Origin of the sequence: Flavobacterium sp. KACC 22761 (genome assembly GCF_034058155.1) — a bacterium.
Taxonomy (GTDB): Bacteria; Bacteroidota; Bacteroidia; order Flavobacteriales; family Flavobacteriaceae; genus Flavobacterium.
This window is the reverse complement of sequence record NZ_CP139148.1, coordinates 2,224,728-2,237,965: the sequence shown is the minus strand read 5'-3', so window position 1 is coordinate 2,237,965 and position 13,238 is coordinate 2,224,728. Positions and strand designations below refer to the sequence as shown.

Genomic DNA, 13,238 nt, shown 5'->3' with positions numbered 1-13,238 from the left:
TAAGTTTGGAACCCAAGAGTCCATCAAAAAAATAAAGGGCGAAAAGAAAATTATGATTGAGAAAGTTTTATGTGAAACACATGGTGTAAAAGAAATGGCTTTTGGCTGTATTCATATTGCAATGGCAATAGATTCTAAAGAAAAAGTAGGTTTTTACTATTCAGAAGCCGAAGAAGATCTTCCTCAGATTGCTTGGTGTAGAGAATGCGAACAATGGCTTCTTGATAATGGTGAAGAATGGACTGACGTTTTTAAAACTAAAGCCGATTTTCAAATGCTATGCATTGATTGTTTTGATGAGGTAAAAAATAATGAAATAGAAATTCATCTTCGATAAATAAATTCCTTTTCGTTTTAAACAAAGCTTAACTTTGTAAAAACGACAATCATGAAGAATTTTTTATTTTTATTTATCGCCATAATCTTCGAAATCATCGCTACTTCAGCATTAAAAAAATCTTCAGAGTTCACTAAACTAGTTCCAAGCATCATTACTGTAATTGGATATTGTGGTGCATTTTACTGCTTAAGTTTTGCAATTCGAACCATTCCTGTTGGTTTTGCTTACGCGATTTGGTCTGGCGTCGGAATTGTTTTAATTACAGCAATTGGCGCTATATTTTTTAAAGAAATATCTGATTTACCTGCGATAATTGGATTGAGTTTCATTATCATTGGTGTTATTATCATTAATGTTTTTTCTAAAACTGTGGCGCATTAGTGAAGATAATGATAGTATCAAATGATACTATCAAAATTATTAAAGCTTAAAATCATTACATTATGTTTCTCAAAAAAGCCACAATCGCAGATCTTCCAGAAATGCAGGAATTATTCGTCCAAACCATTCAATCGGTCTGTAAAAACGATTACAATCCTGATCAAATTGAAGCTTGGATTTCTGGCGTAAAACTCACACAGCGCTGGATTGATGTTATCGAAAAACAATTGGTTTTACTTGCTATAATTGAAAATAAAATTGTGGGTTTCGGAACTTTGAAAGACGGAAATTATATTGATTTCTTTTTCATTCACAAAGATTTTCAAAGAAAAGGAATTGCCAATAAAATCTTAACCGAATTAGAACTTGAAGCTAAAAAACAGCATTCAAAAACAATAATTTCAGACGTAAGCATAACCGCAAAACCGTTTTTTGAAAAGAAAGGATTTGTTGTAAAAGCGGAACAAAAGAACATAGTCAAAGACGTTGAAATTATTAATTATAAAATGGAAAAAGAAATTAAATATTAGTTTCATGTTCCAGGTTTCAAGTTACTGCAGAACGTGAAACATGAAACAAAACAAACAAAAAACTATTTCCGCAAGTTTCGGATTTTCTATCTGCCAAAACCAATCGATCTTTGCCTTACCTTATAAAATGGAAGAAAAATGAACACACAAGAAACCATTAATTATAATCGTATTGCCGAAGCGATCGATTATATCAAAGCAAATTTTAAAGAGCAGCCCAATCTTGATGAGGTTGCAGAGAAAGTACATTTGAGTCCGTTTCACTTTCAGAGGCTTTTTAGTGATTGGGCAGGAACCAGTCCGAAGAAATTTTTACAATATATGAGCATCGAGCATGCCAAAAAACTACTCAAAGAAAATCAGGCAACCGTTTCTGAAACTGCTTTTGAAACTGGACTTTCAGGAACAAGCCGACTTCACGATTTATTTGTAAATATCGAAGGAATGACGCCTGCTGAATATAAAAACGGGGGAAAAAATCTCGAAATAAATTATAGTTTTGCCGAAAGTCCGTTTGGGAATATAATTGTTGCTTCGACTCAAAAAGGCGTTTGTTTTATGGCTTTCGCCGAAGAAGAAGAAATCGGATTTCAGGATTTAAAACATAAATTTCCGAATGCTCAATTTTCTAAAAAACTAGATTTGGCTCAGCAAAATGCTTTATTTATTTTCCAAAACGACTGGAGCAAATTATCTGAAATAAAACTTCATTTAAAAGGCACCGATTTTCAACTTAAAGTTTGGGAAACTTTATTAAAAATCCCAATGGGTCAACTTTCTACTTATGGGAATATTGCGCATCAAATTCAAAAACCAAATGCCTCTCGCGCAGTTGGCACAGCCATTGGCAGTAATCCTGTTGCGTTTCTAATTCCGTGTCATCGTGTCATTCAATCTTCAGGAGTTTTTGGAGGTTATATGTGGGGAAATACTAGAAAAACAGCTATTATTGGCTGGGAAGGCGCGCAGGTAAATTCTGGATTATAATTCACACACCGCAACATCGTAGAGACGCACAGCTGTGCGTCTAACCTCCTGTATTTCCGTAAGAATCTTATCTACAATCTTTCTGCAGACGGACGGCAGTGCGTCTCTACGATGAAAATTGGAACACAAACTAATTTAATTTTATGCAAAATATACAATCAAAAATTGCTTCTCAAAATTGGGAAAGCATCACCGAATCTATGCATGAAAATGGCTTTGCCATTATTCCAAAAATTCTCAGTAACGAACAATGTGAGGATTTAAAATTCGATTATGACAATCCAAATTTATACCGAAAAACCGTTGTTATGGAACACTATCGTTTCGGTTTGGGTGAATACAAATATTTCAATTATCCTTTGCCAGATTTGATTCAAAACATTCGTTCTTTGATTTATCCGAAATTAGCACCGATCGCAAATGCATGGATGAAAGCCTTAAATATCAACACTGCTTTTCCAATAAATCATGAAGAATTACTAAAACAATGTCACGATAATAATCAGTTAAAAGCGACTGTTTTGATTCTTAAATATGGTAAAAGTGGCTTTAATACTTTACATCAGGACTTGTATGGCGATGTTTATTTCCCTATTCAAATTGTGCTATTCCTTTCTGATCCCGATGAAGATTTTACCGGCGGAGAATTTGTATTGACACAACAAACGCCAAGAGCGCAATCAAAAGCAATTGTTTTAAAACCTAAAAAAGGAGATATTTTAGTTTTCACAACCAATTTCAGACCAATAAAAGGTACCAAAGGTTATTATCGAGTTAATATGAAACATGGGGTGAGCGAGATTCATTCGGGCGAAAGATATACATTAGGCATTATTTTTCATGATGCATTGACTTAGTTTTAATCTCGCAAAGTCGCGAAGGCGCAAAGTTTCTATTTAAAAAAACTTAAAACACAAAGTAAGATGTAGTCCTTTGCGTCTTCGCGACTTTGCGAGAGATTTACCCGCCTGTTTTTAGGCACATAGTTGTACGTCTCTACGATAAAAATATCCATAAAATAAAATGATAAAGCATATTGAAATTTCAGATTCAGCTCTTCGTATTAAAATTAAAAATGCGGAAATTTGTTTTGGTGGAAACCAAAAATTAAAAATCTACGGAACACTAAAATGTTCTTCAGGAAAAAGAATGAAACGAGAAAATCGGGTTTTCTTTTTATCTGAAAATGAAGCTATAAAAAATGGTTTCAGACCTTGCGGTCACTGTATGAAAACCGAATATCAAAACTGGAAAAATGGACTTATTTAATCCTGAAACTGACGAAAACACCAATTTACTTCCGAAAGATGGAACGGTGAATTATTACGGAAAATTATTTTCGAGACCAGAAGCCGATTTTTATCGAGACATACTTTTAAATACAATCGAATGGAAAAATGACGAAGCCATCATCTTTGGAAAATTAATTTTAACCAAACGAAAAGTAGCTTGGTACGGCGATCAGGAATTTGAATATACATATTCGAATACCACAAAAAAAGCATTGCCTTGGACAACAGAACTTTTAGAATTAAAAAAAATCATTGAAGAGAAAACTGGTGAAACGTTCAATTCTTGTTTGCTGAATTTATATCATTCAGGCGAAGAAGGAATGGCTTGGCACAGCGACGCCGAAAAAGATTTGAAGAAAAATGGTGCAATTGGTTCTTTAAGTTTTGGTGCCGAGCGCAAATTTGCTTTCAAGCATAAAGAATCTAAAGAAACGGTTTCTCTTATCCTAGAACATGGAAGCTTATTGATCATGAAAGATGAAACACAAACGCATTGGTTACATCGGCTTCCGCCAACAAAAACTACTCAAAAACCAAGAGTAAATTTGACTTTTAGAACTATCGTAAGATAGAAATCTCACTTCTTTTTTGGAGCAACATTTTCATACGAAAGCTTTAAAGCATCTTCAAACATTTCCGGTCTTACTTTTGAAAGTTCAACAATTGTCCAGCCTTGTGTTCCCCATTTATTCGGAATTGGATAAAAAATCTTTTCGCTAGAAGCACAAAAAACAGATTGATCAATTTCGTTTAATTTTAAAACAGCGTGATTATTTTTTTCGTCAAAAGTGGCAAAAATCTTCTTTTTGATTCGGAAAGAGGTTTTCTCAAAATGAGGTTCTTCGGTTGCATCTGGAAATGATAATGCTAATTTTCTAAATTCTTCAATTGAAATCATAATATCATTTTTAAAGATTAGAATCCTATTTTACCAACCTTGACTCAGTCCATTTTTTAAGACTTCATCGTATTTTTCTTTATCAAAAGAATATAAATTCGGTGCTTTGTGTGCTACGTTGCTTTTCTTTTCGTCAAGTTTTTTTACAATTCCAATGTTGGTTATTTTTCGGAGGAAGTTTCTTCGGTCCAACTTTTTATCCAAAATCGTTTCGTACAATTTTTGAAGTTCAGGCATTGTAAATTTTTCTGGCAATAAATTGTAACCGATGGGCATTAAATTCAGTTCCATTCTTAAAGTATCCAATGCTTTATCAAGAATTTCACGGTGATCTAAAATTAATTCGGGAACTTCTTTATGATCAATCCATTCTATAATTTCAAATTCACTCGAAGGTTTCGGAATTGTTTTCAAAAAATCGACCAAAGCATAATAACCAATTGTCACAAAACGTCGCATCAGCCATTTGCCTTTTGCCTCTTCAATTTCTAGATATTCTAAAACCTGCTTATCAAAATGTTGATCGTTGCGTTTCACTTTTCCAAAAGTCGCAAACTGTCTTAAAAAAATGCCATCAACACCAGTTCTGTCGTTCAAAATAGTAACTGCGGCAGTATCAATATCTTGATCAATAGGAATGAAACCACCAGGCAAAGACCATTTTGGGTTTGTTGCCACTTTAATCAGAAGAACCTTGAGTTGATTATCATGAAAGCCAAAAATGACGCAATCAATTGACAATCCCGGCTGATAATTTTCATTATTTTCTATAATGTCTTTTAACATTTTTGCCATTTAAATACGACTTTTTGATTTTAGAACAACGCTGCAATTTACTTCATTTTAATGAAAATAAATCCAATCAAAGTGGTTACAATCAAAATTAGTCTTTATTAAATAAGTGTGTCTATCACAATTTTAACTTAAAATTAAAATCAAATATAAAAAAAATAAGTACATTGCGTCATAATAACACATTTAAATAAATTTGTTATTATTTTAAGTTAAAAGAGAGTAAATTATTACAATTATTTTGTGATTCAGTAAATCAGCGTGAGAGATATGAGCACTAATCCATTAAAAAATATAAATCAAAGAATACGAACAAAAATTTGGACTTCTTTCGGATTTGTTTCAAAAACTTATTTATTGGAGGAATCCATAAAATACAGTGAGCAACAGGAGAAAATTTTCAATCAAATGATTATCGAAACTGAAGCTAAAGATAAAAAAGCAAAACGCGAAGCTTTTGACAAAGCTTTGTGTGCTTCATACAAAGGAATTGGCGCTATGGATTTTATAAATACTGTTTTGAAATAACTCAAAACTTTTATAAAATCCATAACGCCAAAATTTAAATTGACTTTTACTATTGTACTAATTCAAAGTCTGCTCTAAGTTTTATATCTGCTGAAGAAGCTCCGATCATTACTTCGAAATCGCCTGGTTCAGCAACCCATTCTAATTTATTATTGTAGAAAGAAAGTTTTTCTTTATCAATTGTAAATTCAATTGTTTTAGATTCACCTGGATTCAATTTCACTTTCTGGAAATCTCTTAATTCTAAAACTGGTCGCACTACAGATCCAAATTTGTCTTTTAAATAAAGTTGCGCCACTTCTTCACCCGCTACTTTTCCAACATTCGACAATTGAAAAGAAACTTTAATTGTTTCGTTGCTTTTGATTTTTGTTGAAGATAATTTCAAATCAGAATAATTGAATTTTGTATAACTCAAACCGTATCCAAATGGAAATTTTGGTGAGTTTTTCAAATCGATATAAGCTGAAACATAGTTTTTAGAATCTTCATTTTTTGCAGGACGTCCTGTGCTGAAGTGGTTGTAATAAATTGGCACTTGTCCTACTTCTCTTGGGAAAGTCATAGGCAATTTTCCAGACGGATTGTAATCTCCAAATAAAACATCAGCGATTGCATTTCCAGCTTCAGTACCTAACCACCATGTATATACAATTGCGGGAGCATTGTCTGCAGTCCAATTGAAAATAAGTGGTCTTCCAGCATTTACTAAAACCACAACCGGTTTTCCAGTTGCCATAATTTCTTTTACTAAATCTTCTTGAACGCCAGGAATATGAAGATCGCTTCGGCTTTTTGCTTCACCGCTCATATTGTGTCTTTCACCAATACTTAAAATTACAACATCAGCTTGTTTAGCAGTTGCAACTGCTTCTGCAAAACCATCTTTGTTGTCCCCATCAACTTCACATCCTTTTGCGTACAGCAATTTGGTATTTTTTCCAACTTTATTCTGTAAACCATCCCATTGCGAAACTACCCATTTATCGTAATTTACTTCTGGTAATTCAACAGCCCAGAATCCCATATTGGCTTTGTATTCTTTCACCATTGGACCAATAAAAGCAATAGTTTTCAGGTTTTTAGAAAGTGGCAAAGTCTGATTTTCGTTTTTCAACAAGACGATACTTTTCTCAGCAACTTCAAGTGCGGCTTTTCGGTTTTCAGGATTTCCTAAAACTTTTTCAGCTCTTTTATCATCTGAATATTTGTATGGATCATCAAACAAACCTAATTCGAATTTCTTGCGTAAAATACGTTTCACTGCATCATCAATCAAATCAATTGAAACTCTTCCTTCTTTTACTAAAGCTGCAAGATTGTAGCGGTATGCATTACTTTCCATATCCATATCACTTCCCGCAGTGATTGCCGAATAAGCAGCTTCTTTCAAATCTTTTGAATAACCGTGCGCTACCATTTCACCAATTGATCCCCAGTCAGAAACTACGAAACCTTGAAAATTCCATTTTCCTTTTAAAATATCGCGTTGCAAATGTGCGTTTCCAGTAGCTGGAATTCCGTTTAAGTCATTGAACGAATTCATAAAAGTTGCTGCTCCAGCATCTAAAGCCGCTTTGAATGGTGGCAAATAGGTTTCCAACAACATTCTTTCGCTCATATCAACTGAGTTATAATCTCTTCCGCCAACACCAGCACCATAAGCAGCAAAGTGTTTCACGCAAGCCATCACCGAATTCAAGTCTCCTAACTTATTTCCTTGAAAACCTTTTACGCGTGCATAAGCAATTTTAGAACCTAGATAAGTATCTTCTCCTGCTCCTTCCATAACTCTTCCCCATCTTGGGTCACGCCCAATATCGACCATTGGAGCAAATGTCCAGTGAATTCCACTTGCAGATGCTTCTGTCGCTGCGACTCTAGCTGCTAATTCGATTGCTGCCAAATCCCAGCTTGCTGCCTCAGCCAATGGAATCGGGAATGTTGTTTTGTAACCATGAATAACATCTTGACCAAACAACAACGGAATTTTAAGACGTGATTGCATTGCTAATTGCTGATACTGTCTTGTATATTTTGTTCCAATGATATTCAGCATCGAACCAATCAATCCTGCTTTAATTTCAGATTCTTTATTGGGATTTATTGTAATTGGTCCTGTTGCTTGATTGTCACCTGTATATTGATTAAGCTGACCAATTTTTTCCTCAATAGTCATTTTTTTCAATAAATCATTTACTTTCTGATCTATTGTCTGCTGCTGAGCTGTCGCAAAAAGCGCTGCCATCAACAAGGCAAATGTGGTTATTTTTTTCATGAATTTAATTTTGGTTACCAAACGTAAGTTGCTACTGCACCTGCATTTAAAGTAGTTGAAATTTGTTTTTGATTGTATTTGATATTGAATGTTTCTGCTGCCGTTCCATCATTTTCTACAATTAGAACAATTTGTCCTGATGGAGTTTTGAAAGCCGCATTATGTAAGTTTCCTGCGATATTGCTTCCAATTCTTACTGAACCTTCAGGAACAAATTTTGAAGCATGACCAATAATATAATATCCAACTTCTCTCTTAATGTTTTGATTTTGATCAATCATTAAAGCACCTTTGCAAGTTGAGCAACCTCCTGGCGTAAATGGCTTATAATATTCATCATTTGCCAATCCCCATGAAAGTGCATTTTTACTCCAGTTGCGCATAGAACCAATTACAACATTTTTTACACTCCATTTCAAATCGTTTTCAAAACTACTTTTTGATCCCGTATATTGCTCTGTGAAGTACAAATCTTTATTCGGGAATGCATCATGAACTGTTGTCAAAGCACTGATGTCACCTTCATATAAGTGAAATGCAGAACCTGCAACATAAGGATTTGCTTTTGGATCTTTTAAAATCGTCAAAGGATATTCTGGCTTGTTGCAATTATGATCGTAAACAATAATTTTAGTTTTGATTCCGGCTGCCTTAAAAGCTGGTCCTAGATTATTTCCAATAAAATCTGCTTGTTGTTCAGCCAGCATCAACATACTCGGATTGTTTCCCGGATGTAAAGGTTCATTCTGAGGCGTGATAGCGTCAATTACAATTCCTTGCGCTTTCATTGCCTGAATATATCTCACAAAATATTCAGCGTAAACTTGGTAGTATTTTGGCTGTAAACTACCACCTTTTGAGCTTCCGTTGTCTTTCATCCAAACTGGTGGCGACCACGGCGAACCCATAATTTTAATTTTCGGATTTATGGCTAAAATCTCCTTTAAAACCGGAACGACATCTTTCAAGTCTGGTCCAAGATTAAAATGCTCCAGTTTTAAATCGGTTTGTCCTTCTGGCATATCATCATACGAAAAAACTACTTCATTCAAATCTGAAGCACCAATACTGATTCTTAAATAACTTATACCAATCGCATCATTTTTTCTTGAAAAAAGCTCTTGAAGCAATGCCTCTCTTTTAGCCTTATCCAATTTCAAAATGGTTTGAGCGCTTCCTCCTGTCAAAGAAAATCCAAAACCTTCAATAGTTTGGAATTTTTGCGAAGCGTCAACCGTAATGGTTTGATTCGAATTTGCATCAGAATTAAAAACCAAATCTGGCTGTTTTTTCAATTTTGATGTTTCATCTGTCGTAGTAATCCAAGACTCAGCTTTACCAGAATTGGCCGCTGTGTTTTTTGAAGTTCCGCATTTTATTTGAACTGCGATCAAAGGCAGTAAAAGTAAAATTTGAAGTTTTTTGTTGATGTTTTTCATATTCAATCTATTTCTATTAGAACAGGTAAATGATCTGACGGATATTTTAAATCTTTCGAATCACTTAAAACTGCATGTTTTTGAATTTTAAGTCCGCTATTTTTCGACACAAAAATATAATCGATCAATAGGTTCACTGGTTTGTCATGTTGGAATGCATTGAAAGTTCCATAAGGACCAAATGGTTTTTCTTTTGAAACATCTTTGGTATCATCCATAACCCTTTTTATTTCTAAAATTTGTTTCGTATCAGGTTCGGAATTGAAATCTCCCATTAAAAAAACAGGAAGTTTTTTAGTATTCAGTTCTGCAATCTTCGACAAAACAAGTTCAACTCCTTTTACTCTCGCAACTTCACCAATATGATCTAGGTGAAGATTAAAAACCCAAAATGTCTTTTTTGTTTTTAGATCTTTAAAGAGTCCATATGTACAAACTCTGTTGCAAGCGCCATCCCAGCCTTTAGAAACTTTATTTGGTGTTTCAGACAACCAAAATGTATTTGATTGCTGCACCTGAAAACGATCTTTTTTATAAAATATCGCAGCCGCTTCTCCCGTTCCGTTCTCCTCTCTTCCAATCCCAAACTTGGCATAATTTGGCAAAGCCGATGCAATATCAATTACTTGATTTGGCAATCCTTCCTGAATCCCAAAAATATCCGGACTATAAAACTGCAACTGAGAAGCAAAATATTCCTTTCTATTTGGCCAAGCATTTTCACCATCTGAAGCTACATCCAAACGAATATTATAGGTCATCAATTTCAAATTCTGACCAAAAAAAGATTGACTTGCCAAAACAAGCATTACTGCTAAAACTATTTTATTTACTGTTTTCATATTTAAAAATTTAATCTCGTAAAGCTAGGTTTTCCGAGGCTTTACAAAAAATAAATCATTTAAAAATTATGTTAATTATATACTCTAACGTAATCCACTTCGAACGTTGCGCTGGTAAAGTTGGGATCTACTTTTCCGCCAAAATTTCCGCCCATGGCTAAATTCAAAATCAAGAAAAACTTGGCATTAAATGGTGTCGAACTACTGTTTCCGTAAGTATAAAACAAATTATCATCTACATAAAACTTGATGCTTTCTGCGCTCCATTCTGCGGCATAAACGTGAAATTCTGTAGCCGAGTTTGGAACTGTTGTAATAGCTGTATCAGGCGTGTTTCCTGAACGTCCAGGTGAATGCAATGAAGAATGATTAACATTTGGGTTATTTCCAACTGACTCTAAAATATCAACCTCACCACACGCAGGCCACGGTGCTGTATCAATATTGTCCCCCAACATCCAGAAAGCTGGCCAAGTTCCGCCACCAACTGGCAATTTTGCGCGAACTTCGGCACGGCCGTATTTAAATGAAAATTTCCCTTTTGTAAGCATTCTTGCCGAAGTATAATGGCTTCCCATATATTCTTCTTTTATTGCTTTTATTTTTAAAATTCCATTTTCAACAATCACGTTTTCAGGACGAGTGGTATAATATTCTAATTCGTTATTTCCCCAGCCATCGCCGGTTCCAGTATTATATCCCCATTTTGAAGAATTTGGTGCACCATTTACATCAAACTCATCAGCCCAAAGCAGTTTTCTTGCAACAAAAATATTGACAGAAGTTGTTGTGCTTACAAACTTTAATCCGTTGTAAGCTGAAACCACTATTGGATAATTTTTAGTTCCAGAACCGGAAAATTCATAAGTAAAATCTCCAGTCGTAATTTCTTTTAATTGATTATCGATCAAAACCTTATAAGACGTTGCATTTGTTGCTGAAATAGTAAGTTTTATTTTTCCGCTTCCGTCGCCATCAGGTTTATCTGCTGTTTTTCCAATAACTTCTACTTGAACCGAAAGATTTGATGGACCAGTCGCAACAGGCGTATCATCACCAGAATCACTTCCACCGCTGCAGGATTGGAAGACAAATAACAAGGCTATCAAAAAGCTTATTTTCTTTATTAAAGTATTTAGGTTCATTGGTTTTGGTTTTTAGTTAGTTTTTTGAAGCTTATTTTTTCCCTTCAGAAAAATCCAAATAATTCAAATTGAAGCCTCCTTTTTCAAAAACAGCTTTAATTTTGTTTGTTCCAGCTTCTAATTGAATTCCAGATAAAACGACTGTTTTCCATTTATCATTTCCTCCTGTTGCAGGAAGCACAATTGCTTCTGATTTTTTTCCGTTCTCAGTTTCAAAATAAAGTTTCCCTTCTGATTTTTCACTTGAGTAACGAATCGCAACCTTATAAATTCCTTGCTTTTTTACTTCAGAAGTAAATTGCAACCATTCGCCATCTTCAATAAATGAAACCTGATAACCATTTGATCCAGAATCTTTACATGGCAAAATATCTACACCATCATTTCGCATGGTGTTTCCTTTATTCCATTGGTCAAAATTTCCAGTTTCTACTCTGTAGTTGATAAAATCTTTATCTGAATATGCATATCCATTTGTTCCTAAATCATACTGGGTTGCAGCAATTTTCCCTGGAATTACATGTTTTTTATATGGTTTTGTATCATTTGTTTGCACTTGTCTGAACATCGCATCAATTACATCTGGCTTAACGGTTACGTTTTCCATTTTATAATTATCTGCCATTTTCATTAAAGTTTTCTTTGCAAATTCTGGAGTTGGCTTTTGCCCGCCATCTTTCCAATATTTCAACAAAACATCATAGTCAGGAATTTTTGTAACCGAAGTTACACCGGCAATATTTTCTATTTTCTTCATTGGCCAAAAAGCCCAACCAATATTATTGCTTTCTACCAAAGTCAGAACATCTTTGAACCAAACATTAGAGTTCTCGCCACTTTCTCCTAACCAAATTGGCACATTATATTGTTTTCTGTAATCCAACATTTTTTGGATTGAACCAATCGTGTTGTAGTTCCAATATTTGTGAAAACTCAACGCCATATTTTCATCCCATAAAGGAAAAATTCCGTTGTAATTATTTCCCCAACAGTTTCCTTCAATAATTACCAAGTGATTTGGATCGACTTCGCGAATGGCTTTTGTCACTGCAACCATCAAATCTCTCAATGGTCCGTTTGAATTTTCATCACAGCCATTTTTATTGGTTCCAGTAAAATTCCAGTTTGGCTCATTTATAATATCGTATCCACCAATCCATTGATTGTCTCTGTAACGAGAAGCCAATTTTTTCCATAAAGCAATCATTTTTTTCTGATTGGCTTCGCTGTTCCAAAGTGATGGTTTCGTAGTATCGTAATCCGAAATTGCTGCGTCATTTCCTTGTCCTCCTGGTGCTGCGTGCAAATCTAAAATCAAGTACATTTTATTCTCAGCGCACCATTTCACTAGATTATCGGTAATCGCGAAACCTTCTTCAATCCAAGTAATTTCACCATTTTTTTCTTCTTGAATTGATGGTGTATATAGATTGTAATGCATTGGAAGACGAACCGAATTGAAACCCCATTTAGCTAATGAATCAATATCACGTTTTGTGATTCCGTTTGCTTTGTAAGCCGCATAAAATTCTTTTGTTCCTTGTTCTCCAACAACGTCCTGAATTTTTTGTTTAATCTGATACTGTGGACTTGCAAAAGGCTGTGTCTGCAACATATAGCCTTCTTGAACCATCCATCCTCCGAGACCTAAACCTCTTAAAATTATATTTTTGCCATTTCCGTCAACTATATTTTGTCCATCTCGATGCAGAAACCCTTGCCCAAATGAAGCAACAGTAAATAAAAGTTGAGTTGCAATAATTATTTTTTTCATGCTGAAAACTAT

The 13,238-nt window shown here is 34.5% G+C and carries 15 protein-coding genes; 8 read left to right on the top strand and 7 right to left on the bottom strand.

Annotation, left to right across the window (positions count from 1 at the left end):
- Positions 1-52 precede the first annotated feature (52 nt).
- The 7 genes from SCB73_RS09720 (at position 53) to SCB73_RS09690 (ending at position 4,102) form a co-directional block, all read left to right on the top strand.
- On the top strand, positions 53-337 hold the full coding sequence (locus SCB73_RS09720) for a hypothetical protein (protein ID WP_320569835.1): 285 nt from the start codon (positions 53-55) through the stop codon (positions 335-337).
- Positions 338-388: 51 nt separating this feature from the next.
- Positions 389-721 carry a DMT family transporter gene (locus SCB73_RS09715; RefSeq protein ID WP_320569834.1) on the top strand — a complete coding sequence of 111 codons (333 nt, stop codon included), beginning with the start codon at positions 389-391 and terminating at the stop codon, positions 719-721.
- Between the two features lie 62 nt (positions 722-783).
- Positions 784-1,251, top strand: coding sequence for a GNAT family N-acetyltransferase (locus tag SCB73_RS09710; RefSeq protein WP_320569833.1), 468 nt, complete (start codon positions 784-786; stop codon positions 1,249-1,251).
- 138 nt (positions 1,252-1,389) lie between these two features.
- A complete protein-coding gene (locus SCB73_RS09705) occupies positions 1,390-2,238 on the top strand; it encodes a bifunctional helix-turn-helix domain-containing protein/methylated-DNA--[protein]-cysteine S-methyltransferase (protein WP_320569832.1) in 849 nt (282 codons plus the stop codon).
- 143 nt (positions 2,239-2,381) lie between these two features.
- Positions 2,382-3,095: a 2OG-Fe(II) oxygenase gene (locus tag SCB73_RS09700; RefSeq protein WP_320569831.1), complete on the top strand. Its 714-nt coding sequence runs from the start codon at positions 2,382-2,384 to the stop codon at positions 3,093-3,095.
- Positions 3,096-3,261: 166 nt separating this feature from the next.
- Entirely contained in the window at positions 3,262-3,507 is a 246-nt protein-coding gene (locus tag SCB73_RS09695; RefSeq protein ID WP_320569830.1) for an Ada metal-binding domain-containing protein, read from the top strand.
- Positions 3,494-4,102 (top strand): alpha-ketoglutarate-dependent dioxygenase AlkB family protein, encoded by a 609-nt coding sequence (locus SCB73_RS09690; protein WP_320569829.1) that lies wholly within the window; start codon positions 3,494-3,496, stop codon positions 4,100-4,102. The genes SCB73_RS09695 and SCB73_RS09690 overlap by 14 nt, the downstream gene beginning before the upstream one ends.
- A gap of 5 nt (positions 4,103-4,107) precedes the next feature.
- Here the strand turns inward: SCB73_RS09690 and SCB73_RS09685 are convergent, their stop codons facing one another.
- Positions 4,108-4,428 carry an MmcQ/YjbR family DNA-binding protein gene (locus SCB73_RS09685; RefSeq protein ID WP_320569828.1) on the bottom strand — a complete coding sequence of 107 codons (321 nt, stop codon included), beginning with the start codon at positions 4,426-4,428 and terminating at the stop codon, positions 4,108-4,110.
- Positions 4,429-4,458: 30 nt separating this feature from the next.
- The gene (locus SCB73_RS09680) at positions 4,459-5,214 is read right to left on the bottom strand and encodes an NUDIX hydrolase (RefSeq protein WP_413927829.1); all 756 of its coding nucleotides are present in this window, start codon (positions 5,212-5,214) and stop codon (positions 4,459-4,461) included.
- Between the two features lie 276 nt (positions 5,215-5,490).
- Here SCB73_RS09680 and SCB73_RS09675 point away from each other — a divergent pair, with 276 nt between their 5' ends.
- Positions 5,491-5,748: a hypothetical protein gene (locus tag SCB73_RS09675; RefSeq protein ID WP_320569826.1), complete on the top strand. Its 258-nt coding sequence runs from the start codon at positions 5,491-5,493 to the stop codon at positions 5,746-5,748.
- Positions 5,749-5,797: 49 nt separating this feature from the next.
- On the opposite strand, the gene SCB73_RS09670 is transcribed toward SCB73_RS09675, so the two are convergent.
- From SCB73_RS09670 to SCB73_RS09650, 5 genes are all read right to left on the bottom strand, one after another.
- A complete protein-coding gene (locus tag SCB73_RS09670) occupies positions 5,798-8,026 on the bottom strand; it encodes a glycoside hydrolase family 3 N-terminal domain-containing protein (RefSeq protein WP_320569825.1) in 2,229 nt (742 codons plus the stop codon).
- Between the two features lie 14 nt (positions 8,027-8,040).
- A complete protein-coding gene (locus SCB73_RS09665) occupies positions 8,041-9,465 on the bottom strand; it encodes a glycoside hydrolase family 30 protein (RefSeq protein ID WP_320569824.1) in 1,425 nt (474 codons plus the stop codon).
- Between the two features lie 2 nt (positions 9,466-9,467).
- A complete protein-coding gene (locus SCB73_RS09660) occupies positions 9,468-10,307 on the bottom strand; it encodes an endonuclease/exonuclease/phosphatase family protein (RefSeq protein ID WP_320569823.1) in 840 nt (279 codons plus the stop codon).
- A gap of 71 nt (positions 10,308-10,378) precedes the next feature.
- Positions 10,379-11,452 carry a glycoside hydrolase family 16 protein gene (locus SCB73_RS09655; protein WP_320569822.1) on the bottom strand — a complete coding sequence of 358 codons (1,074 nt, stop codon included), beginning with the start codon at positions 11,450-11,452 and terminating at the stop codon, positions 10,379-10,381.
- Positions 11,453-11,483: 31 nt separating this feature from the next.
- Positions 11,484-13,226 (bottom strand): cellulase family glycosylhydrolase, encoded by a 1,743-nt coding sequence (locus tag SCB73_RS09650; RefSeq protein WP_320569821.1) that lies wholly within the window; start codon positions 13,224-13,226, stop codon positions 11,484-11,486.
- Positions 13,227-13,238 lie beyond the last annotated feature (12 nt).

Coding starts and splice junctions, on each gene's coding strand:
- SCB73_RS09720 (WP_320569835.1), top strand. CDS start 53: ATGATTGAGAAAGTTTTATGTGAAACACATGGTGTAAAAGAAATGGCT.
- SCB73_RS09715 (WP_320569834.1), top strand. CDS start 389: ATGAAGAATTTTTTATTTTTATTTATCGCCATAATCTTCGAAATCATC.
- SCB73_RS09710 (WP_320569833.1), top strand. CDS start 784: ATGTTTCTCAAAAAAGCCACAATCGCAGATCTTCCAGAAATGCAGGAA.
- SCB73_RS09705 (WP_320569832.1), top strand. CDS start 1,390: ATGAACACACAAGAAACCATTAATTATAATCGTATTGCCGAAGCGATC.
- SCB73_RS09700 (WP_320569831.1), top strand. CDS start 2,382: ATGCAAAATATACAATCAAAAATTGCTTCTCAAAATTGGGAAAGCATC.
- SCB73_RS09695 (WP_320569830.1), top strand. CDS start 3,262: ATGATAAAGCATATTGAAATTTCAGATTCAGCTCTTCGTATTAAAATT.
- SCB73_RS09690 (WP_320569829.1), top strand. CDS start 3,494: ATGGACTTATTTAATCCTGAAACTGACGAAAACACCAATTTACTTCCG.
- SCB73_RS09685 (WP_320569828.1), bottom strand. CDS start 4,428: ATGATTTCAATTGAAGAATTTAGAAAATTAGCATTATCATTTCCAGAT.
- SCB73_RS09680 (WP_413927829.1), bottom strand. CDS start 5,214: ATGTTAAAAGACATTATAGAAAATAATGAAAATTATCAGCCGGGATTG.
- SCB73_RS09675 (WP_320569826.1), top strand. CDS start 5,491: ATGAGCACTAATCCATTAAAAAATATAAATCAAAGAATACGAACAAAA.
- SCB73_RS09670 (WP_320569825.1), bottom strand. CDS start 8,026: ATGAAAAAAATAACCACATTTGCCTTGTTGATGGCAGCGCTTTTTGCG.
- SCB73_RS09665 (WP_320569824.1), bottom strand. CDS start 9,465: ATGAAAAACATCAACAAAAAACTTCAAATTTTACTTTTACTGCCTTTG.
- SCB73_RS09660 (WP_320569823.1), bottom strand. CDS start 10,307: ATGAAAACAGTAAATAAAATAGTTTTAGCAGTAATGCTTGTTTTGGCA.
- SCB73_RS09655 (WP_320569822.1), bottom strand. CDS start 11,452: ATGAACCTAAATACTTTAATAAAGAAAATAAGCTTTTTGATAGCCTTG.
- SCB73_RS09650 (WP_320569821.1), bottom strand. CDS start 13,226: ATGAAAAAAATAATTATTGCAACTCAACTTTTATTTACTGTTGCTTCA.